The 22,470-nt window shown below is 39.4% G+C and carries 24 protein-coding genes; 3 read left to right on the top strand and 21 right to left on the bottom strand.

From position 1 onward, the window contains the following. Positions 1-7 precede the first annotated feature (7 nt). The 3 genes from spoIIAB to EHS13_RS14550 form a co-directional block, all read right to left on the bottom strand. Complete coding sequence (gene spoIIAB / locus EHS13_RS14560) at positions 8-463, bottom strand: anti-sigma F factor (protein WP_155701036.1); 456 nt, start codon at positions 461-463, stop codon at positions 8-10. Continuing rightward, positions 460-813, bottom strand: a complete 354-nt coding sequence (gene spoIIAA / locus EHS13_RS14555; protein WP_155701035.1) for an anti-sigma F factor antagonist — start codon at positions 811-813, stop codon at positions 460-462. The genes spoIIAB and spoIIAA overlap by 4 nt, the downstream gene beginning before the upstream one ends. Before the next feature lie 222 nt (positions 814-1,035). Beyond that, a complete protein-coding gene (locus EHS13_RS14550; protein ID WP_405083582.1) occupies positions 1,036-2,214 on the bottom strand; it encodes a D-alanyl-D-alanine carboxypeptidase family protein in 1,179 nt (392 codons plus the stop codon). A gap of 139 nt (positions 2,215-2,353) precedes the next feature. Here EHS13_RS14550 and EHS13_RS14545 point away from each other — a divergent pair, with 139 nt between their 5' ends. Further along, complete coding sequence (locus EHS13_RS14545) at positions 2,354-3,361, top strand: DUF1835 domain-containing protein (RefSeq protein WP_162463113.1); 1,008 nt, start codon at positions 2,354-2,356, stop codon at positions 3,359-3,361. Between the two features lie 116 nt (positions 3,362-3,477). Here EHS13_RS14545 and EHS13_RS14540 read toward each other — a convergent pair whose 3' ends face one another. The 7 genes from EHS13_RS14540 to EHS13_RS14510 all read right to left on the bottom strand — a co-directional run bounded on the left by EHS13_RS14540 (position 3,478) and on the right by EHS13_RS14510 (position 12,060). Then, a complete protein-coding gene (locus tag EHS13_RS14540) occupies positions 3,478-4,404 on the bottom strand; it encodes a hypothetical protein (protein WP_155701032.1) in 927 nt (308 codons plus the stop codon). Between the two features lie 173 nt (positions 4,405-4,577). Further along, complete coding sequence (gene lpdA, locus EHS13_RS14535; RefSeq protein ID WP_155701031.1) at positions 4,578-5,993, bottom strand: dihydrolipoyl dehydrogenase; 1,416 nt, start codon at positions 5,991-5,993, stop codon at positions 4,578-4,580. A 3-nt stretch (positions 5,994-5,996) separates the two neighbouring features. Beyond that, positions 5,997-7,349, bottom strand: coding sequence for a dihydrolipoamide acetyltransferase family protein (locus tag EHS13_RS14530; RefSeq protein WP_155701030.1), 1,353 nt, complete (start codon positions 7,347-7,349; stop codon positions 5,997-5,999). Positions 7,350-7,362: 13 nt separating this feature from the next. After that, positions 7,363-8,343, bottom strand: coding sequence for an alpha-ketoacid dehydrogenase subunit beta (locus EHS13_RS14525; protein ID WP_155701029.1), 981 nt, complete (start codon positions 8,341-8,343; stop codon positions 7,363-7,365). Then, entirely contained in the window at positions 8,331-9,443 is a 1,113-nt protein-coding gene (gene pdhA / locus EHS13_RS14520) for a pyruvate dehydrogenase (acetyl-transferring) E1 component subunit alpha (protein ID WP_155701028.1), read from the bottom strand. Before pdhA ends, EHS13_RS14525 begins: the two co-directional genes overlap by 13 nt. A 207-nt stretch (positions 9,444-9,650) precedes the next feature. Beyond that, the gene (locus EHS13_RS14515) at positions 9,651-11,126 is read right to left on the bottom strand and encodes an esterase-like activity of phytase family protein (RefSeq protein WP_155701027.1); all 1,476 of its coding nucleotides are present in this window, start codon (positions 11,124-11,126) and stop codon (positions 9,651-9,653) included. A 103-nt stretch (positions 11,127-11,229) separates the two neighbouring features. Next, the gene (locus EHS13_RS14510; protein WP_155701026.1) at positions 11,230-12,060 is read right to left on the bottom strand and encodes a lipoate--protein ligase family protein; all 831 of its coding nucleotides are present in this window, start codon (positions 12,058-12,060) and stop codon (positions 11,230-11,232) included. A gap of 170 nt (positions 12,061-12,230) precedes the next feature. Between EHS13_RS14510 and EHS13_RS14505 the strand changes: the two genes are divergently transcribed. Next, positions 12,231-12,461: a hypothetical protein gene (locus EHS13_RS14505; protein ID WP_155701025.1), complete on the top strand. Its 231-nt coding sequence runs from the start codon at positions 12,231-12,233 to the stop codon at positions 12,459-12,461. Between the two features lie 90 nt (positions 12,462-12,551). Here the strand turns inward: EHS13_RS14505 and EHS13_RS14500 are convergent, their stop codons facing one another. Together EHS13_RS14500 and EHS13_RS14495 are read right to left on the bottom strand one after the other, a co-directional pair. Continuing rightward, on the bottom strand, positions 12,552-12,875 hold the full coding sequence (locus tag EHS13_RS14500; protein ID WP_155701024.1) for a transporter suffix domain-containing protein: 324 nt from the start codon (positions 12,873-12,875) through the stop codon (positions 12,552-12,554). Positions 12,876-12,943: 68 nt separating this feature from the next. Next, positions 12,944-13,282 (bottom strand): YflT domain-containing protein, encoded by a 339-nt coding sequence (locus EHS13_RS14495; protein ID WP_155701023.1) that lies wholly within the window; start codon positions 13,280-13,282, stop codon positions 12,944-12,946. Between the two features lie 150 nt (positions 13,283-13,432). On the opposite strand from EHS13_RS14495, the gene EHS13_RS14490 reads away from it, so the two are divergent. Further along, complete coding sequence (locus tag EHS13_RS14490; RefSeq protein ID WP_155701022.1) at positions 13,433-13,963, top strand: ATP-dependent Clp protease proteolytic subunit; 531 nt, start codon at positions 13,433-13,435, stop codon at positions 13,961-13,963. Between the two features lie 8 nt (positions 13,964-13,971). On the opposite strand, the gene EHS13_RS14485 is transcribed toward EHS13_RS14490, so the two are convergent. From EHS13_RS14485 to EHS13_RS14445, 9 genes are all read right to left on the bottom strand, one after another. Further along, entirely contained in the window at positions 13,972-15,366 is a 1,395-nt protein-coding gene (locus EHS13_RS14485) for a hypothetical protein (RefSeq protein ID WP_155701021.1), read from the bottom strand. A 53-nt stretch (positions 15,367-15,419) separates the two neighbouring features. After that, positions 15,420-15,845, bottom strand: a complete 426-nt coding sequence (locus EHS13_RS14480; RefSeq protein WP_155701020.1) for a macro domain-containing protein — start codon at positions 15,843-15,845, stop codon at positions 15,420-15,422. Positions 15,846-16,091: 246 nt separating this feature from the next. Next, on the bottom strand, positions 16,092-16,490 hold the full coding sequence (locus EHS13_RS14475; RefSeq protein WP_162463112.1) for a GNAT family N-acetyltransferase: 399 nt from the start codon (positions 16,488-16,490) through the stop codon (positions 16,092-16,094). A gap of 427 nt (positions 16,491-16,917) precedes the next feature. Further along, positions 16,918-17,961: a hypothetical protein gene (locus tag EHS13_RS14470; RefSeq protein WP_155701018.1), complete on the bottom strand. Its 1,044-nt coding sequence runs from the start codon at positions 17,959-17,961 to the stop codon at positions 16,918-16,920. A gap of 418 nt (positions 17,962-18,379) precedes the next feature. Continuing rightward, on the bottom strand, positions 18,380-19,219 hold the full coding sequence (locus EHS13_RS14465) for a purine-nucleoside phosphorylase (protein WP_155701017.1): 840 nt from the start codon (positions 19,217-19,219) through the stop codon (positions 18,380-18,382). An 18-nt stretch (positions 19,220-19,237) separates the two neighbouring features. After that, positions 19,238-20,062, bottom strand: coding sequence for a purine-nucleoside phosphorylase (locus EHS13_RS14460; RefSeq protein ID WP_155701016.1), 825 nt, complete (start codon positions 20,060-20,062; stop codon positions 19,238-19,240). Between the two features lie 17 nt (positions 20,063-20,079). After that, complete coding sequence (locus EHS13_RS14455) at positions 20,080-21,255, bottom strand: phosphopentomutase (protein WP_155701015.1); 1,176 nt, start codon at positions 21,253-21,255, stop codon at positions 20,080-20,082. Between the two features lie 10 nt (positions 21,256-21,265). Beyond that, positions 21,266-22,165, bottom strand: coding sequence for a site-specific tyrosine recombinase XerD (gene xerD, locus EHS13_RS14450; RefSeq protein ID WP_155701014.1), 900 nt, complete (start codon positions 22,163-22,165; stop codon positions 21,266-21,268). 64 nt (positions 22,166-22,229) lie between these two features. Then, positions 22,230-22,463 (bottom strand): DUF4227 family protein, encoded by a 234-nt coding sequence (locus tag EHS13_RS14445; RefSeq protein WP_155701013.1) that lies wholly within the window; start codon positions 22,461-22,463, stop codon positions 22,230-22,232. Positions 22,464-22,470: the final 7 nt, after the last annotated feature.

The raw sequence follows: 22,470 nt of genomic DNA, 5'->3' as shown, positions 1-22,470 counted from the left end.
CAGACCCCTAGTTATACAACGCTTTTTTTGATTCAATTCGCTTCGTCATTTTAACGATGGTTCCCTTGCCAACGCCCGAAACAATCTCAATATCATCCATAAAATTTTCCATAATCGTAAATCCCATTCCAGAGCGTTCCAGCTCAGGCTTCGAAGTGTAAAGCGGTTGACGAGCTAAATCTAAATCTGCAATTCCTGCACCTGTATCTTCAACGATTAGTGTAATTTGTTCACCGATAATTTCTGCTGAAATCGAGATTATTTCATTAGACGCATTATCATAACCATGGATAATCGCATTGGTTACAGCTTCAGAAACCACTGTTTTAATATCCGTCAGTTCATTCATCGTTGGATCCAATTGGGCAATAAAAGCAGCTACAGCGACACGGGCAAAACCCTCATTCTCGGAAAGGCTGGCAAATTGCAGTGACATGAAATTACGTGCATCTTTTTTACTCATGAGACGACCTCCAAGCTCGAGATCGCTTGTCGCTCGTTTTTGTGAATAGCTAATATCTTGAATAAACCCGACATTTCAAAAAGCCTATGGATCGACGGACTGATGTCGCAAACAACCATTTTGCCACCTTTAGCCGTAACCTGTTTGTACCTGCCAAGAATAACCCCCAAGCCAGAGCTATCCATGAAATTCAAATCCTTCAAGCTGAGAATAATGTGTGTGATCTGTTCATGCAAGATTGCATGCTCCATCCGAATTTTAACGGCTTCGGCGGTATGATGATCGAGCTCTCCCTTCAGACGAACGATCAACGTTTTGCGATTCGACTCCAATTCAATTTGAAGACTCATATCTGTTCACTCCTCCCCAACTGCAATGCCGATTGTAAGGCTAGCAAGCTACTTCCCATAGTAACTTTAAGCCAAGTAAACAATCCTTATTGTCAGCCTTCATGAACATTGATTTCTACAAGCAAGAACTGATTCCTGCATGGGTGACAAAACTAGAAAAAATCTGCTAAAAGTAGAAGAAAACCGTCATAATTCGCTAAGGTCAAAATACGGATTTCGCGCTTAACCTACAGAAAATAAATGAGATACAGTTCGTTTCATTAGCACCCACCAATTGGCTTTATTCACTTGAACGGGCGATTCCAATGGAAACTCTTTGAGTAATTGATCACCTTTATAAACAACAATTTTGCCAATAGGCTGCCCCATTTTAATAGGTGCTTTTAATTTAGGCTGGAGTTGTAGCTCATGACGGATCCCCTCACTTGCCTCACCTCTTTTTAATAAAATGCTATAAGGATGCTTAGCCGTTAGTGGAACCGTTGCAGACTTGCCTTTACTGACTTTAAAATTACCCAGACTGTCGCCGGTTTTAATCAGCGGATAGCTCATATACTGGGAGAAAGCATAATCGAACAGCTTCGATACTTCAGCATTGCGAGTTTTGGTGTCAGGCTCACCTAGCACAACAGCAATCACTCTTAAGCCGTCTCGTTTAGCTGTAGCTGACAAGCAGAACTTGGCTTCCACAGTAAAGCCTGTTTTCAAACCGTCTGCTCCTGCATAAAAGCGGACCAATTTATTCGTATTAACCAACCAAAAAGGCTTGACTGAATCTTTACGTAAATAATCTTGATAAACCCCTGTATATTGAGTAATCTCGGGATGCTGAAGCAAGGCACGAGACATAATGGCAATATCATGCGCAGTGGAATAATGATTAGCAGCAGGCAGTCCATTACAGTTCACAAAGTGTGTATTATTCATCCCTAGCTGCTTAGCACGTTCATTCATCATTTGGACAAAAACCTCTTCAGAGCCGGCAATTTTCTCTGCCATCGCAACCGACGCATCATTGCCTGAGGCCATTGCAATACCTTTCAGCATTTCCTTAACGGACATCTCTTCACCAGGCTCAAGAAAAATTTGTGAGCCACCCATCGAAGCTGCGTACTCACTAGTCCGAACTTTATCTTCCATCTTGATCTTACCTTGATCAATGGCTTCCATAATAAGAAGCATCGTCATAATTTTAGTAATACTTGCTGGCGGCAGCTTTTCATCGCCATTTTTTTCTTGGATGACTGTACCTGTATCTACATCCAACAATATGGCTGATTTGGCAGAAGGAGTGAGGTCAACCTGATCTATCTTTTTTTCCTCAGCTGATGCGATAGATAAGCCTAATACGACAACCAATTGAAAACATAGTAGACTTATGCCTAGCCTTTTCCATTTCAAATTAAACATAACATGGACCCTCCTTTAATTGACGCTTTTAACAGTGTTGACGAGTTTGCAGAAAAATATTCCATCTAAGTTAGGTTACTAGTTATAATTGAGATAGCCCTAAAGGTTAAGCAAGGAGATGATGGAAACAATGACTGTTCTGCATATCGTAAATGGTGATTCCGTGAAGCATAAATTAGAAGCTCTAGCCCCTGGCGAAAATATTCTTGTTTGGAGAGAGTCTTTACATGAGGGACCGATTCTACTGGATTTAGCAAGCAAAGAAGCTCGCAAAATGAGAGCTGCCTATTTTAAAGAGAAAATGGGATTGCCGGAAGCAAAATTCTTTAAACACAACGGAGATCAATATAAAGTCTTATTGGAGCATGAAGTCTATGATAAAATCATTCTTTGGTTCGAATATGATCTCTTTGATCAAACCATGTTAATCTATTTGTTGGATTGGTTTTCCAAGTTCAAAGCACCTCAAACCAAGCTTGAGCTTTTATGTATTGGAGAATTCCCCGGTATCGAGTTATTTCTCGGTTTAGGCCAGCTTACAACGGCTCAGCTCGCAACTCTTAAAGACAAATGGCAAGAGGTAACATCGGAACAATTGCATTTAGCTTCAAAAGCTTGGCAGGTCTATGCTTCATCCGATCCATTGGAAATCGAGAGATTCATAAAAGATGAGAACCTGTCACATCTTCCATTCCTTCAAGAGGCTTTTACATACCATTTAGAAAGATTTCCTTCTTCACACAATGGATTAAGTCGCTTAGAGCAGAAAACGCTGCAGCTTGTTTCTGAGGGAGTTACACAGCTTATACCTTTGTTTCAGCAGATCAGTAAAACGGAGAAAAACTATGGCTTAGGGGATATGCAGTTTTGGCGATACTTGGAGCGTTTAAAGAGTGGTAAACACCCCTTAATTAGCTGGAAAGGTCCTGATTCTTTGCCTAAAATGGATGGTTCCGCTAACAAAAAACTGAATAAATGGAAACTTGAAATTACCGATATCGGTAAGGATGTTCTAGCTAATAAGGCGGATTGGATTGAGCTTAATGGCACTGATCGTTGGCTAGGTGGAGTTCATATGATTCAAGGAGGTTCTATTTGGCGGTGGGATGCGAGCGAAGGAAAGCTTTATTTGAGATAATATGACAAAAAAGCTGCTGCCCAAGTTTAATGGCAGCAGCCCATTTTGATTATTTCTCCGTATTAAACCACTGGAATGTTTTACTGGCAAATTACTTGCCATAATAATTACACTCCTTATTTTTCATTATATTTTACAGTACTAAAAAATTGCTCAATATCTTTGGGGCTCGTAATTCTCTTAGAATCTTTTTCACCAATAATATTAATATTGTGAGTAAGCCTTTCATTTGTTGTATCGCAAAAATGAATATCTAAGCCCCCAATTCTAAGTTTTTTACTTCGATAAAACTGAATTACTTCAAATACCTTATTAAATTGTTCCTGTTTGTTTTCAATTGTTAGATTTAATTTTAAATAATATGTCAACCTAATGGAGGATTTGTAGGGATAATTATCAACAATTTTCTTATAACTTGGAATTTCAGATGCTTTACTATGAATGATAGATTTATATAGGTTTTGATCTAGATTTATTGCACCCTCAACACGATTTTCTGATGAATCGTCCGAATAAACCTGTTCAGGTAAATATAAATTTAATAATAATAGTTTTAATTCCGTTATTACATCATGCTTCCAATAAAGAATTAGATAAGTATCCATTATTGATTGGAGTTGTTTATTAAAAAACACATCAAATATAACTCCTGGCCTGTCTATTGCAAAAGCTTTCATAATATAATCATTCGTTTCCCAAGAATATTCAATTTGTGACACTTGAAGAGCCATTTGATATTTATTTTTTAGGTATTGTTGTGTTTTTAATTTAATTGATTCAAATTCTTTATTTTCAGTTTTTTTGTTTTCAGTTTGCTGAACCATTTCAGGCTTAGACGGAGCGTTTTCTTTATTTATTACCCAACTTCCCACGACAATCCATAGAGCAAACAACAGCCAAAGTAAGAATTTATTTTTTGTTAGTAATTTCTTTTTAAATTTGATCATTATATATGCAAACAAAATAGTGGAAAATAAAATAAAAATTATAATCACAAACACATTTAGCAGCTTTAAAATAAAGTCTAGACTTTCTGTAATCACTGACATACCTCCCACTCTCAAATATTTTAGGTATAATGGCATGGTTCATTTACCAACTTTTTCTACATCCAACAATAATTATATGTATATAGGGGAATTTTGTATATAAAGCACTAGAAAAAAGGCAAAAGAATCAGGTTTCCCTGATTCTTTTGCCTTAGATGTATATTCTTTTATTTATTCATCTGATGTACAGCAATGCCCAATCCAGCTTCAGCCGCTTCGCCAACCATTTCACCCAATGTAGGGTGCGCATGGATAGTTAAAGCGATATCCTCTAGTGTTGCGCCCATCTCAATCGCTAAACCAAGCTCTGCAATCAACGTAGAAGCGTCATCACCCACGATTTGTGCACCAATCACCATTCCATTGCTCTCATCAGCTATAAGCTTCACAAAGCCTTCTGTTGCTTGAAGCGATAAAGCACGACCATTTGCTCCAAAAGGGAATTTACCGGTTTTTACTTTAAAGCCTTTTTCTTTAGCTTCTGTTTCACTAAAGCCCACACTTGCGATCTCAGGATCGGAGAAGACAACCGCAGGGATCGCTTTGTAATCGATTAAGCTCGCAAGTCCAGCAATAGCTTCAGCAGCAACCTTGGCTTCGTAGAATGCTTTATGTGCTAGTGAAGGTCCAGCCACGATATCACCGATTGCGAATATTGTAGGCACGTTTGTACGGCATTGCCCATCGATTTCAACTAGCCCGCGATCGGATAATTTTACTCCGATTAAATCCAAGCCTAGCTCACCATCTGTATTAGGACGACGTCCGACTGTAACGAGCACATAATCAGCTGTAATTTCTTTTTCTTCGCCATTTACCTTATAGACAACTGTTACATTCTTATTTGTCGCTTTTGCGGATACAGCTTGCGCTTCGGTATTAATCTCCACTTTAAGCTTCTCTAGATTACGATGCACCAGCTTGGTAATATCAGGCTCGAACCCAGGAAGAATACCTGCAGTTCCTTCGATAATCGTAACCTTCGTGCCGAACTTGGCATACATTTGACCAAGCTCAATCCCAATGTAACCACCACCAATAACCACAAGGCTTTCTGGTACAGCTTCAAGATTTAAAGCTTCTGTAGACGAAAGAATCCGGCCGCCAAAAGGAAATGCTTTAAGCTCAATAGGTCTCGAACCTGTAGCCACAATGCAATTCTTGAATTTATAACGTGGAGCTTCGTTGTCATTGAACACTCTAGCTTCATGCTCATTAATGAACATCACTTCGCCTTGAAAGAATTGGATTTTATTTCCCTTGAATAGTGAACTTACTCCACCAGTCAGCTTCTTAACAATCGAACCCTTCCACTCCTGGACCTTCTTGAAATCAACCTTTACTCCAGTTGTCTCAATTCCAATCGCCGAAGCTTTACCAATGGCTTCATATTGATGTGCCGCTGATATTAAGGCTTTTGAGGGAATACAGCCACGATTGAGGCATACTCCACCAACTTCGCTTTTATCAACAACTAGAACGCTTTGTCCAAGCTGTGCAGCACGAATTGCAGCTACATAACCACCCGGACCTGCTCCGATTACCAACAAATCAATATCCAATGAAGCATCTCCTACAACCATAACCTACACCTCCATTAAAAATTGTTCTGGATCGGCTAATAGCCGTTTGATTTCGTTTAAGAATTTCTGTGCAACCGCACCATCGATGATACGATGATCAAAGCTTAGTGATAATGCCATCATGTGTGCAGCGATAATTTGACCATCGCTCACAATAGCTTTCTCAGTTATACGCCCTGTGCCCAGAATTGCAACCTCTGGAAAATTAATCACAGGTGTGAAGAACATTCCGCCAGCTGAGCCAATATTCGTAATGCTTATAGTACTGCCTTTAAGCTCGGGTAATGAAAGCTTTCCAGCTCTCCCACGCTCTGCAAGATCTTTAATTGATGACGCAAGACTCCAAAGGTTTTTGCGGTCTGCTTCAACAATAACCGGAACGATCAAGCCGTTATCCGTATCCGTTGCAATACCTATGTTGTAATATTTTTTGTAGATGATTTCGCTTGATGCTTCGTCTAATTCTGCATTCATAATTGGGTAATGACGAGCAGCGGCAATCAAAGCTTTAATAATAAACGGCAAATAGGTAAGCTTGACTCCATTTTTCTCAGCCGAAGGCTTCATGCGCTCGCGAAATGCAACCAACGCAGAAACGTTGATTTCATCCATCAAGGTTACATGAGGAATCGTATAAACGGATTTAACCATTGCATTAGCAACAATTTTACGGATTCCCTTGAATGGTACGCGTTCCACTTGACCAGCGGATGTTACTTGAGCAACAGCTGTATTCTTAACTGCAGTCGGCTCACTATCCTTAGATACGGCAGAGACTGGTTCAACAGCAGCTGCAACAGCCTGAACTGGAACCTCCTCAGCTTTAGCTTCTCCAGATGGTCCTGCAATTACATCTTCACGAGTGATGCGACCATTCTTGCCGCTCGCTGTAACTTCGGCTAAAGCGATCCCTTTTTCACGTGCTAATTTACGCACACTTGGAGTAGCTAAGATGCCTTTTGTTGATTTTTCTGTTGTTGCTTCAAGCGTTTCAGCAGCAACAGGTGCTTTAACCGCTGCAGGTGCTTCAACTGGCGTTTCAACAGCTGGAGCTGGCGTGGATTCAGGCGCTTTAGCAGCTTCAACCGGCTTTTCACTAGCTGGGGAACCCTCGCCTGCGACTTCAATCGTAGCAATTACTTGACCAACGTGACAAATCTGGCCTTCCTTGACTTTCACTTCAATCACTTTTCCATCAACAGGTGAAGCGACCTCAACGATTGCTTTATCGTTCTGTACATCCATAAATAATGACTCATCTGTGACATCATCGCCTGCTTTAACATGCAATTTGACGATTTCACCTTCATGAATCCCTTCGCCTAGCTCAGGAAATTTGTATTCGAATATCGCCACTGTGCTATCCTCCTTAGAAGTTCAAAACTTGATTTAATCCATCGATAATCCGAGACACATTAGGCAACCAATCATCTTCAATCATCCCAAAAGGGTATACGGTATCAGGTCCTGCTACACGAATCACAGGCGCCTCTAAATGTAAAATAGCTTTTTCATTGATTTGAGCAATAAGCTCAGGTGCTGCACCTGCCATACGTTGTGCTTCTTGCACAACAATTACGCGATTGGTTTTTTTGATCGAAGCAACTATAGTTTCCATATCCAATGGCTGCAAGGTACGCAAATCAATAACTTCTACCTTTGTGCCTTTCTGCTTTTCGATCTCTTCAGCAGCTTTAAGCGAGGTATGGACCATGGCTCCATAAGTTAGAATCGTTACATCTGAACCTTCACGAACTACATTAGCTTTTCCAAGTGGAACGGTGTATTCACCTTCTGGTACTTCACCACGGAAAGAACGATATAAATTCATATGCTCCATAAATAATACCGGATCGTTATCACGAATAGCTGAAATCAATAAACCTTTAGCATCATATGGGTTAGAAGGGACAACAACCTTAATCCCTGGTGTTTGCATGAATAGACCTTCCAAAGAATCTGTATGAAGCTCAGCTGCCTTTACTCCGCCGCCAAATGGTGTACGAATTGTAATAGGTGCATTGTATTTGCCACCTGAACGATATCTTAAGCGTGCCGCTTGAACACAAATTTGATCCATAGCTTCATAAACAAAACCAACGAATTGGATTTCCATAATTGGGCGATAGCCTTGAATGCTCAAGCCAACAGCTAAACCAGCGATAGCAGATTCAGCTAAAGGTGTGTCGAATACACGTTCCTCACCAAATTCCGCCTGCAAGCCTTCTGTCGAACGGAATACACCGCCAACATGTCCTACATCCTCGCCAAAAAGCAATATCTCAGGATCGCGGGCTAGTTCCACACGCATTGCATCCTGTATCGCTTGAATCATTGTCATTTGTGCCATGATTTTTGTTCCTCCATATGGGAAGGCGTATGCTCAAACATGCTGTCGATCAAACCTGCAACCGTCATTTTTGGCGTATCCTCAGCTTTTTTAATATGCTCAATAACAGTCGCTTTAGCTTCTTCTTTAACTCGAGTTTCATCCGCTTCTGTCCATAAACCTTTTTTCGTTAAAAAATTGCGGAAACGTGTGATCGGATCCTTGGTTTGCCACTCGGTTTCTTCTTCTTTAGTCCGATATTTGCTCGGATCATCAGCCATGGAATGAGGCTTAAACCGATAGGTTAGAGCTTCAATCAAGGTTGCTCCTCCACCATTACGCGCAATTTCAGCAGCTTCGGAAACAGCTTGATAAACGGCAAGCACGTCCATTCCATCCACCTGCACACCACGAATCCCGGCAGCAACAGCTTTATGGGCGACGGAAAGCGAACCCGTTTGCTTACTATATGGTGTAGAAATAGCATACCCATTATTTTGTACAAAATAAATCACCGGCAGCTTAAAAGCTCCAGCAAAATTCATTCCCTCATAGAAATCACCTTCAGATGATCCACCGTCACCTGTGTAGGTAATAGTAACGTTTTTCTTGCCGCGTTTCTTCATGCCCATTGCTACACCTGTTGCGTGTAAAATTTGAGCACCAATAATAATTTGCGGCATTAGTACATGTACATCATCGGGAACCTGACCGCCATGCTGATGACCACGTGAATATAGAAAAGCTTGGTATAAGGGCAGGCCGTGCCAAACAATTTGCGGGATATCACGGTAACCCGGGCATATGAAATCCTCCCGCTGCAAAGCAAATTCACTACCAATCATGCTGGCTTCTTGGCCGGAAACCGGTGCATAAAAGCCCAATCTTCCTTGTCTTCCAAGATTAACCGCTCGCTCATCCCAAACTCGGGTGAACACCATGCGGCGCATCAACTCAACAAGCTTCTCATCACTTAATTTCGGCATCAATTGCTTAGCAATTAAATCGCCTTCCTCCGAAAGAATTCGAAAGGGCACTACTGGAGCAGTCTTAACTACACCGTCAGAAAACGTTGAAGCTGCTGCTTTTTCTGTTTTGGTTTCCACTTCTACCTTTGACATCCTTTACACCTCATCTGTGAGATTGAATAAAAAAAAACAATAATCTACATCTATATTACCTTTTGTAACCGCAAAAAACAAAAGTTTATTGAAAATGTTTCTCATTTAGACACACTTTAGCTTTATTTTACCCTCTTTCTCACGAAATGAATCAAAAAAAAACCTTATGCCAGTTGGCATAAGGTCACTTTTTGACTATTTGATTAATTATTTCAAATCAGCTGCTAATTCAATCGTTAGAGCTTGTGTAGGTACATCAGTAAGAACCAACTTGCCATCCACATAGCTCACATCGTAGTCATTATCATTGACAACAACAATTTGACGTTTTCCAACGACAGTCATGCCTTCTAATTTTTCATATTTATAGCCAAGCTTGGCCATATCGACCACTAAGGTCTTTTCTGCTGAATTGATTTTCTTCTCTTTCATAGCATCCATCGTTAAAGATTCTAAAGTATCACTTACTTCAGTTCCTAGAAGATTAGTTGCATTTGTAAAATCTGCACGATAAATCCGTTTGATTTGTGCCTCTGCACCTGCAAGCTTATCACGCTCATCCACCAGAACTACCTGATTAGACAAGGCACTAAGCTCACTGATAACTAGGTCCTTTTGAGCTACTTTTGGATATTGGGTAGCATCTTCAGCTGTATACGCATATTCACCAACAACTGCTTGAGTGTTTAAATCCATTTTTAGAATACGCAATTGACGTGATGTATCACCAGCTTTTTTATCTGGAACCGCCATTGGACTTTGAATGGCAACAAACAGGGACGAACCGTCAGGAGATATGGAAACTCCTTCAAATCCACGGTTAGAAACGTGCTTGTAATAAATAGCTGGAAGTGTATCAAAAATAGGTGTCTGTGCATTAACTAACTTCTCTTTAACACCTTTTGGTACATAACGAGCAATAATTGTTCCATCACGCTTCACATGTACCAAGGAAGGACTGTATTCTTCAGACATCCAGAAAGTATCATCCTTCGGATTGTAAGAAATCCCTTCCAAATCAAGACCATCCGGATCATAAGTGGAAAGTGGAGTGCCATCTTCGTTGAAAGCTACTTCGTCACCCTTGATATTAGGCAAGCCTGTAATCGTAGATTTTTTTGTAACTGCATCAATTTTGCCATCAGGCAATTGAAGCTTAATGGTTTCAAGAATTTTGATATCGCCTGCTACTAGCTCAATTTTAAAGAATCTAACTTCAAAATCAGGAAGAGGAAACGCTTTTCCTGCTTTACCATCTACAGTTAAATCTCCATTTGGTCCGCGATCAGCTAATGCGTAGAAAACATTATCAGGATCAGATGGAAGGTGAAGCAAGGATGAGAATCCGCCTTCTTTATATACTTTACCGATGGATTCTGGATTCTTAAGTGTAAATTCATTTGAGATTGCGGGGAATGAGCTTAAAGAAATCGTTTTGGAAGCATCGTCCCATTTAACGTATTGACCAAGCGCATCACTTAAAGCTCTAACAGGAAGATATGTACTTCCATCAATAACAACAGGGTCTTTATCAAGCTTGACTTCTTTACCACTTACAAAGATTTTAAATTGAACTGAAACCGCCTTCAACGTAGCTTCTGCTGCTTGTGCAGCCTGCGATCCAACTAATAGGACTGCCAAACCACCAACTAATAATAACTTTTTCTTTGTAAAAAATGCCATACTCTTTCCTCCTTAAGATTGGTAACCTTAAGTTAGAATAAGTGATAAACATTATCGCTAGATCAAAATAATATGAATCTTGTGTAAATGACTATATTGGAACTTATTGGATTCTAGGTTCGACTGCATATCGTCTTTTTAATTGCTTAATAACTTCAAATATCTGATTCACTGGAAATATAACGTTATTCAAAGCCTCTTTTGCAGCTTGCGTTTCGGATACTATAACTGATTTATGATATTTCAAGCTTTCCATAAAAGCCTTGACTGAAGGTACACCTGCTAATTCCTCTAGACTGCTCGTTCGCTCAGGCTCAACTAGAGGAAATGTAATATCAGATTTCCCATTTGAAGCAATATCATAAAAAGTCCGTACCCTGCTGGCTCTATCTGAGTCCGTTCCTTCAACATTAACAAAAGCTGAAACAACAAATCCATGGGCTTGACGTCGCTGTGCTATCCCACAAAATTTGCGACCGTTGATGCTTAAGTCATAATCTCCAGGGCAATACCCGCCTTTAATTTCTCCAGTTTGAATGGTAGAAGTCCACGGGGCAAGTATTTCACGCAAAAGCTGAATCATTGTTTCAAAATCGTCACGAAAGTTTATAGTATTAGTAGATTTAGGAATCACAAGTGATATATTCACCACACCTGTATCCAAAGGTACAGCAGCTCCTCCAGAATTACGTACCGCTACTACATAGCCTTGATTTTCTAACCAAGATATGGCCTGGTCAATTCCTGGTAGCTGACGATCTCTTAAACCAAGCACGATTGCTTTGGGATGCTGCCAAACATGTATATAGCTCGGGCTATCACTGGTTAATTGGCGACACATCCATTCATCCCAAGCATAAGGAAAAAGAATATCGTCAGAAAGCTCTAAATCCGTTGAATCCGCGTAAAAATAGCTTTTTGTACGTTGAACCACTTGTTTCACCTACTTACTATATATTTAAATTTAACAAGTCTGACATACTTTCTTAAGGTTCAGTTAATGTTTGTCAAGTATACTAATTTTGGTAACCTGCAACTTTTTGTTTAGTAATACGTTTTAAGTATAAATGAAAATATGGTAAATTATACAGGAGGTTGCGCAATATGAAAGTGATTATCGCTTTTCGCGGCAACGAGATTCCAGTCTACTTAGAAAAAGCCCAGCATAAAAAAGCTGTCCATAAACTAGCCGAAATACTACAACAAAAGCTGCTACATAGCAAGCGATTGGTGCGGAAATTTCTTGATTCCTTGGACAGTATTGAAATTATCGGCGGCGATGCTATTCTGTATTCCAAGAATGGCGTAGACACTCTAGCTTTATCTCTCTATTAATCATGCAGAAATACAAGTCACTGCCATAACATCGTAGGTGCCTCCCTCTCTAGGGTACACTTTATTATGTTATGGTTTTTTTGTATGCTGTCAGGGCTTTCTTTTAAACCAATTTTTGGGATTAAATAAGCTTCTGTACTTATTCACCACTTCTTTACCTAGAATTAAACCACCACTCCAAAATGAAATTTCTCCAATTACAACTAAAGTTGTGGTTAGAATCGTTTTTGTCTTGAGCGTGACGGAGAGTAGTGGAATCAATAGGATAAGTCCATAAAATACGAAAGAGAGTACGATGAGGAGAATTCCGATTTTTTTAAGCAAGTCTGTCACTTCCAGTCTCATATAATCCAAAGTATTTAATAAATGTAACTCAGTAAGCAAGTAATGGCAATATTTATTAGCTATAAGCAAATTAAAAAGACCCCCTCCAGCCGATTGTTAGCAGCTAGAAGTGGTCATCATGTTTATAATCAATTATTTTAGTTAACAGGCTCTTTAGAAATATTAATTATGGCTACGTGTCCTTGATCAAGCTTCCGTTCCAAATGTGCGGCTTCCTCTTCAGAAACACCAAGCGATATAAACTTAGACCTCAGCTCATCTCCTCGGGATTTGAATACATTAGCCAGAGATTGATATATGCCCTCTTCGGCAACACCAATTTCCTTCGTGTTAGCGATTGCTGCGATCTTATGCGTGACGTCAGCTTGGTGGGCAAGCACATAAACATCATCCATCTCAAAGCCCTTTTGATACAAATCCTTAATTTCTTCTAATGCTTTTTCTGCGTTTTCAACTATTTTTATCGTGGGTATCATTTAAATTCCTCCTTCATTCATTAGTCTTATTTAACCGAATTGAATGGAAGTGAAACAGAATTAACAAATGATGGGCTCTTTACCGTTACCCTTTTACAAGAAAACGAATATATTAAGATCTCTTAAGTTCATTCGACTGGAGGCTTATTCATGACCGAAAGAACCTTATATTTATTCGATACCATTGATAAAAACACTGTAAAAGCGGTTATTGAAAACATTATTAGAATAAACAAACACGATGATGACATAGATAAAAGAGAAAAGGACTTCAAACGCCTTCCCATTGAAATCATCATTAATAGCAGAGGCGGCAGCATCTATGATGGACTTGGTTTGATTGGTGTGATTGAAAAAAGTAAAACAGCTATTCATACCCACGTTTACGGACTTGCCGCCAGTATGGGCTTACTTGTTGCTGTAAGTGGCCACAAAAGATACTCAAGCAGACTTAGTACATTTATGTACCATTCCGTTTCAAGCACCATGGGTGGGAAGCTGGATCATTTAATAAACCGGCTGGATGAAATCCAAAGGCTGCAAGGTATCTATGACGAATATTTATTATCAAAAACTAATCTAGATGTCGAGCAGTTAAAAATCTCCCGAGAGCAACAGCGTGATTGGTTTATTGGCCCTGAGGAAGCATTGAATTTAGGTTTGATTGACGAGATTATTTAGTAAACCATTTAAGATTCAACCGAATAGCCACTAAGATGCTCAAGGATATAAACGGAAGGCATTGTTTGCGACTTATCAAATATTTGTTGCAGCTCTTTCATACTAAAGACGTAGCCCTGAGCTGCTTTTTCTAAATCTGCTGCTTTTTCCGGTTCAAATGCCTTCCATTCAGCAGCCGATTCAATATTTTGTTTTAGTTTAGCAAGCTGCGTTTCATACCCATTAGCATCTATATCCTCACTTTGATCAGACATAGACAACCAGCCATAATGAAAAATATAGAATTTAATCACGCCATAACTTCGTGATGCATTATGCATCCACATAGTTCCGCCACCACTTATAGCATCTTCAATAACCCATTTATCCGATATTATTTTTTCAGCTATGGATCTAATTTTAGTGATTTTGGACTTTAACTGTGGATACTCTAAGATCATTTTATCAGTTGCCGTGTTAAAACAATTGCCAATGTCTGAATATAATTGATCATAATCATGCTCTGAGATCAGTTTAGTTGTACGTTCTGTGAACTCTGTAAATGAAGCAACCACTTCATCCAGATCATAAATATATAACAATTCATCTGTGCAAGGATAACTGGCATCTTCCACTATCTCATCTGAAGAGGGGGCGGAATCTGATGAATTATTAAAATCTGCAAGCTTAGTTAATTGTTGCTTTTCCTTTTTGCCTCTTTTACTTTCGATTAAAACGCCTTTTTTATTGCTTTGTTTTTCAATAAAATCACCCGTTAATAAATTCACATCTAGTTCTATAGCAGATGTTAAATCTGTCGTTCTAGACTGACCTGAGGTCTCTCCGATCAAATACCAATCGTTATCTCTATATTGAAAACGGTACTTATAATACCAGCGATCTGTTGATCCACCATATAAGCTTAATAAAACAGAGCCATTTGAGAACGTTAGATTATCCAGTGGGTCGCCGAATACACCTCCACAATCTACACACATAATAGCTTCCTTGGCGTAAATCGATTGCACATAGGAGCCCTCTGTTGTTCCAAAAGCAATAACTAAATCTCTTTCTTTAGACGCATCTGCATTATCTTCTACGATTAACGCAATATCGGATATGCCATCCTTATTCATATCTCCCTTTATTAAAGCATCCTTCCCACTAGCTAAATTGGAAATGACCCTCCCTTTGGGAATTAGTGTTGAGACAACATCCACTGTAACTGCCTGGGTAGCTTTTGGAGTTTCTTTGACAGCTGTAGGGGCAATAGTCGTTTCAGCTTTAACCTCTGCGCTTGGAGTTGGATTTATTGACTCTAGTGGTGTGTTTTTTACCATTTCTGTTGGTAAAATTGTTTTAGCTTCTTGGCAACCAGCTATGACCAAACTTATGATTATTAATAGAGCAGCGAGCTTTTTCATTGTTTGATTCCTCGTTTCATATGTAGGCAATAAATTTTCTAATAACTAATCTTCTAATTGATGCGACAAACGATTATCTCCATCTCAGTATCACTGAAAATATCAAGTATGATCTCCTTAACTTTGGACCATTGCAGTTTATCTAGTCCACAACCTATTTCAGGCATGGCTATTTTATTTATTCCTTCTGATAAACATACCTGCTTCATAGACACAATTGCGTTAGTGAGTGAATCATACGTAGGTTTATTCCAATAATTCTTTTTAGTAATTAGGTTCAAGATTTTATCAACTCTTCTACATGTGCCAATCTCTAGCTCATTTTGTTTCGCTAATTTAATCAATATCGACAAATTGAATTTTTTCTTAAAAAGAACTGCAATGCCTGCACCCATCGCTGCATCAGAAGAAATACAGTGCGCTAAGTGATATTCCTCTGGCATGTCAAACAAATCCTTTTTTATTTCAGTTAACTTCATTTAAATTCCACCTAATGGTTTGATCATTTCCTTTACATTAATTATCTTATTCTTTATAACTTTTATCGTTATCTCATCCTTTTCTTTATAACTCATTTCAAGTATATTTTAAACGGATTTCCTAGATTATTATCAAAATACAACTCGTTTTTATCAGTTAGATAATTATAAGAAATATCATCGACCTGGGTATACTTGTATTATTGCATCGATCAACAATTCAAATTTTCTTTAAAAATCCTTTTGCTACATGGCTAAATCCTTGTCTTTCAAGAACTCATGGGCTGCAAGCCTTTTTACATTACTCATTAATAATATCTCTCTACACCCTATTTTTTTACAATAGTCTTCAACATGATTAAACAATTCTTTTCCGACACCCATACCTCTGCAATCTGGATCAACAATGACATACTCCACAACCGCATAAGGTCTGTTGCCATACATAACATCAAGACAAATAGTTAATAAAACTGTCCCCTCTACTCTTCCTTCAATTTCATTCACATACAAAAAATTATGCGGATCTTGCTTTACTTGATCTATTCGTTCTTTTTTAACTATGATTTCATTATCATCAGGAATTAGTATCTTATACAATTCCTCAATTCTATCTCTATCCCGCTGTTCCGCTTCCCTAATCATGATGTCCTCCTTATTTATCACCCTACTTATGGATTCCATTCGACAATAACTTCCATAACAATAACTATACCATATATTGGATTATTGGTCTTTTAAGATAAAATGCTCGCTGATAAATAGTCATTGCCCTACTCGAGACCAGTATTCAAAACAGTTTTGAAAACAAAATAAAAGACTACAACACGAAAATTATTAAACCATTTATATCCTTCCCAAAACTCATTATATCCCTTAAAGTGAGCATAAAACTTTAACAAAGAGTCTCTAGAATATAAACTCAAATCCATATGTCCATGTAGAATTTTTGATAACAATTCAAAACAGTCAATGCTTTTTCCATCAACACTCAATCTATCGCAAATTTCCTTGGCCATATCAACTTCCATAGCAGACTTTAATTTTTACGGAAAATAACTATCTCTACTTTCTAACAAAATGGCTTATTCATATCTCTTACCTTCTCATTATTTCTATCATATTCCGCTCTTACAATTGTATCTCTCCAATCTGTTTTAGCCAATTCAATGCCATCATTCAATCTATTTAAATCACCATTAGCATAATATACGATGCATCTTGTAATTCTATTTTCTTCAAACTGTTTGTAAATAGTTATCATTTCCGTATGCCAATCTAATAATATTCCTAAAACTAAATCATAATCCTGAGCGAAATCAATTAGAAGCTTTTTTAAAATATCCTGAGGGAAGTTATGAGTGGATACATCGTACTGCCCCTTATTATGATTTAGATAAATAAAATCATCAGCCATATTTATTAATTCTTCCTTTTCTACCACTGGGATTAAAACAATAGCATTATGTTCTTTCAATATTTGGATATATTTTCTGTTGTACTCACCAATAATGTAATTAGAATAAAGCTTTCCCTGCATCCAAGGACAACAAAATAATTTTTTACTATACGCAAATCCTATTGCCATTGAAGCTCTCCATACTTCGCTACCTTGCAATTCTAATGGTCTATGTATTCTTCCATTCCTTTCATCATTCTCAGCTAAACCTGTAAGATCAAACATAATTGCTATTTCTTGAAGGCTGTATTTACTTCCACTCTGATTGATCCCATCTTGAATCCTTTGAGCCACTGTTTTTATACCAAGCAACTTTCTTATCAGCTTATTCGTGTATGATTTTCTTGGTTTGAATGGAGATTCTGCAACACCTTCACCAATGTAGCAAGCAATAGTTTGAAGAGATTTTTGTGAAGCTATAACGCTATTGATTTTAATTTGATAATTATTAGGTTCATGAAACAATTCTTTTCCAGCTAACAAAATGGATAATGCCCATCCACCATTACCAAAATCACCAACAATTCCATATATCATTCCACTAGTCAATGTTACTTTTAAATTTGCAATGTTATCCACCATTCTCCAACGATCAAATAAAGTACAATCGATAGAGTAATTCTTGATATGTATATCAATTATTAATGTGGAGTCCATATAATCATCCTTTTAATAATATCCTCATAATTTTCATTCTTAATTTCAACGAAATTGTGTTTGCTGAGATCAATTTGAAATATACCTTCAAAGTTATCGAAGTTTAACCCAACCCATAACCATAAGTTGAGTTTTTTCCTTTAAGATTGAACATTTTGAAACTGACTGCAAGACCAATTTCCGCCTCTGTCAACTTAACTTCCTATTTAATCCATTATATCATTCGTTTGCATATCATAGGTGAGAAATTATCGTTCGTAGTAAATTCCAACAAAAAAAAAAAAGACCACTCCCAAGTTCGATTAATTAATCGACAGAAAGTAGCCTTTACTCCTAAAATCGTTTCTTATCACCATGACTTACTGTTTCCAGCCACCATGACATATTAAAAAATATCACAACTAAGCGCTACAAAAACCTAAACCTCCCGAACAAAAGCCTTAACCAGCCCAATAAACATCGGTTTAGTCTTTTCCGCCGTCGCCATCACTTGCTCATGCGTTAACGGCTCCAGCTCTTCGCCAATCGCCATATCCGTGATACAGGAAATGCCTAATACCTGCATCCCGCAATGCTTAGCTGCAATGACCTCACCAACGGTGGACATGCCAACAGCATCTCCGCCTAAATTAGCAAGCATTTTAAGCTCGGCAGGTGTCAGGTATGCAGGGCCACTAATCCCCGCGTAAACCCCCTCTTGCAGCTTTAAAGGGTTACCTTGATTATTAGTAACTTCACTAGCTACTTTGTGTGCAAGCTCACGGAAGCTGCGGCTATAAGCCTCAGACATGTCGGGGAACCGCAAGCCTAGCTCATCATGATTGGTACCAATCAACGGACTGTCGCCTGTTAAATTGAGATGATCGCTTAGCAGCATTAGATCACCTGCTTCATAAGTCCGGTTCATACCACCGGCGGCATTGGTAATAACCAGTGTACTTACTCCAAGCTGCTTCATTACATAAACCGGAAGCGTTACTTTACGCATCTCATAGCCTTCGTAATAGTGGAAACGTCCTTGCATCGCAATGACACATTTTCCCTCCAACTCGCCAATAACAAAAAGTCCAGCATGGCCAGCAACGGTTGAAACTGGGAAATGGGGGACTTCGCTATAAGAAATCATAACTGGATTTGTGATTTGCTCAGCTAGATCGCCCAAGCCTGACCCAAGAATTAGGGCAATTTCAGGTTTTCTATCTGCTAATTTATCTCGGATATATCCTGCTGCTTCTAGAATTTGCAATAAATAATTCAAAGTGCGACCTCCTGCGATTTAGATTAGTGGAATAATGCCTAACAATAATTTAAGAAACTTCGGCTTCACTCGTTCGCCCGTTTCCATTACTTCTTCATGAGAAAGCGGTTGGTCCAGAATACCTGCAGCCATATTAGTCACGCAGGAAAAGCCCAGAACCTCTATACCCGAATGACGAGCAACGGTTACTTCAGAAACGGTAGACATTCCCACTGTATCTGCTCCAAGAATACGGACCATGCGTATTTCAGCAGGCGTTTCAAAGGACGGTCCCAGGAGACCAAGATAAACGCCCTCTTGCAGGGTTAAGCCTTGCTCAGTTGCTACTTCGTGTGCTAATTTGCGCAGCTTGCGGTTATAAGCCTCCGACATATCTGGAAAACGAACACCCAGGTTGTCATCATTATGACCCATAAGCGGGCTGCGGCTAGTAAAGTTAATATGATCACTGATCAGCATTAAATCCCCAACTTCATAGGATTTATTAACTCCGCCAGCTGCATTGGTAACGATCAACGTTTTGACTCCTAGAGCTTTCATTACACGTACTGGAAAAGATACTTCCTCCGCGGAATAGCCTTCATACATATGAAAGCGGCCTTTCATTAGGACAACATTCTTGCCCCCAACTTTACCGATTACAAGTTCACCAGCATGGCCAAAAACCGTAGAAACTGGAAAATGCGGGATTTCTCCATACGGCAAAACTATCGCTTCTTCAATCAATTCAGCTAAAACACCTAAGCCGGAACCTAGTATTAGACCTAACTCTGGTTTTACTTTTGCTTTACTTTCGATATAACTGCGAGCCTCTGCTATTTTTATTGAACTTGTACTGGTCATTGGATTGTTCCTCTCTCTTATTGAAGTTGTTGTAAAAAGCTTTTTCCTTGTCCAACGTTTTCTACACCAAAATTATCTGCAATCGTAGCTGCCAAATCAGCAAAAGTCGCACGCACACCTAAGCTCCCCGGGGCCTTAAAAGCTGGGTTCCAAACTAACAAAGGGACATATTCCCGAGTATGATCTGTACCGGCATGAGTAGGATCATTGCCATGATCTGCGGAAAGAATTAATAAATCGTTCTCCCCTATCTGAGCCATTAATTCCGGCAGGCTTTGATCAAATTCGTCCAGAGCTCGCGCATAACCTACTGGATCACGACGGTGCCCATATAAGGAATCAAACTCCACCAAGTTCGTGAAGCATAACCCCTTGAATGGTTTGCTCATAGCTTCAATGGTTTGTTTCATCCCGTCAGCATTGCTAATCGTATGAAGAGATTCTGTAACCCCTTCACCTGTAAAAATATCATTGATCTTCCCAACCGCGATACAATCTAATTGAGCGTCCTGCAGCTTGTTCATCACCGTAGGTCCAGGCGGCTTAACTGCATAATCATGCCGATTGGATGTGCGTTTAAACGCTCCAGGCTGTCCAAGATAAGGACGAGCAATCACTCGGCCTGCCGCAAACTCAGGCTGCAAGGTTAAGCGACGAGCAAGCTCACAAGCACGGTACAGCTCGTCCAGTGGAATAATATCCTCATGGGCAGCTAGCTGAAACACGCTATCTGCTGAAGTATACACGATCCACTCGCCTGTTTCCATCTGACGCTCGCCGAGCTCGTCGAGGATTTCTGTACCTGATGCAGGCTTATTCCCAATCACTTTACGCCCAGTCTCACGCTCGAACTGTTCAATTAACGCTGGCGGAAATCCATTCGGGTAGGTCTGAAAAGGAATCTCTACTTTCAGCCCCATTAGCTCCCAATGTCCAGTCATCGTATCTTTGCCAACAGAAACCTCCGCCATTTTGCCATAATAGGCAGTTGGCTTGCCTGCTGCGGGAACCTGCTCTAGCGGCATTATGTTACCTAAGCCCATTTTCTGCAGATTCGGCCAGCTTATATGGCTCACCGTCTGAGTGATATGTCCAAGTGTATGTGAACCCTCATCCCCAAACTGAGGAGCATCCGGAAGTTCGCCTATTCCTACACTATCCAAGACAACGAAGCAAATTCTTTGAAATTTCATAGCATCCCGCCTATTCTATTTTGGCCCTTGGGTGTGTAAGGTTGTAAACTTCTTTCATACGTGTTTTGCTGACATGGGTGTAAATCTGGGTAGTCGATATATCCGCATGCCCAAGCATTTCCTGAACTGCTCTTAAATCTGCACCATTATCCAACAAATGAGTTGCGAAGGAATGACGCAGAGTATGGGGTGTAATCTCTTTAAGAATCTGTGCTTCGCGGCCGTATTTTTTAATTATTTTCCAAAAGCCCTGTCTGGTGAGACGGGTTCCCAAGTGATTAATGAATAAAGCATCATCTAATTTGGATTCTCTTAATAATTGACGACGCATAATTTGCAGATACTCATTGAGCCACTTAGCAGCAATTCTGCCTAATGGGATAATCCGTTCCTTAGAGCCTTTGCCGATACAGCGAACAAAGCCCATCCCTAAATTGACATGCCCCGCATTTAAGTTAACCAACTCAGAAACTCGAATTCCGGTTGCATATAATAATTCTAACATAGCTTTATCACGCATTCCATAAGGCGTACTTGTCTCAGGTGCTTCAAGCAAGGCTTCAACCTCTTGAATGGATAAAACTTTGGGTAATCTTTTGACTAAGCGGGGGGATTCCATATTTAAAGAAGGGTCTAATTCCAGCATCCGCTCTCTCACCAAAAATTGATAAAAAGAGCGAATCGACACCATGCTTCTAGTGATGGAGGAAGACGCCCGTCCTAACTTTTTGAGCTGTAATAAATAATTTTGGATGGTTAGTTTTTTAGTATCTTTCAATTGAGTGATGCCGCTTTTTTCGACAAATTCAAGATATTGCGTAATATCGCGCTCGTAAGATTCAAGCGTATTCTGGGCAAGCCCCTTCTCAACCGATACATATTGAATAAAAATCAGCAGCTGTTGTTTCATCGCAATCGAACTCCTCGTCATAACTTCAATTACGAATTCAACGCGAAGCTTGTCAATTCCTGCTTTATTCGCCTATCCAATAAAACATCGCTAACCGATCTTTGATTGTTTGTCGTTGCTCAATTAACATTTCTTCCTGAAATACCTTCACCGAATGACCCGATGGCGTTCGATATTTTTGCACAGGCTCAATCCATCTCGTAACGAGATTTAAGGAATAGTAGAAAAGAACAGTCAAGATGAATAGCTGCAAAAGAAACTTCAACCGCCGCTTGAACTTGCGAAATGAGAAAACCATACTGCAC

The organism is Paenibacillus psychroresistens (assembly GCF_009728935.1).
Taxonomy (GTDB): Bacteria; Bacillota; Bacilli; order Paenibacillales; family NBRC-103111; genus Paenibacillus_AC; species Paenibacillus_AC psychroresistens.
The sequence above is the reverse complement of the archived record's forward strand: the minus strand, read 5'-3'. Positions and strand labels throughout refer to the sequence as shown.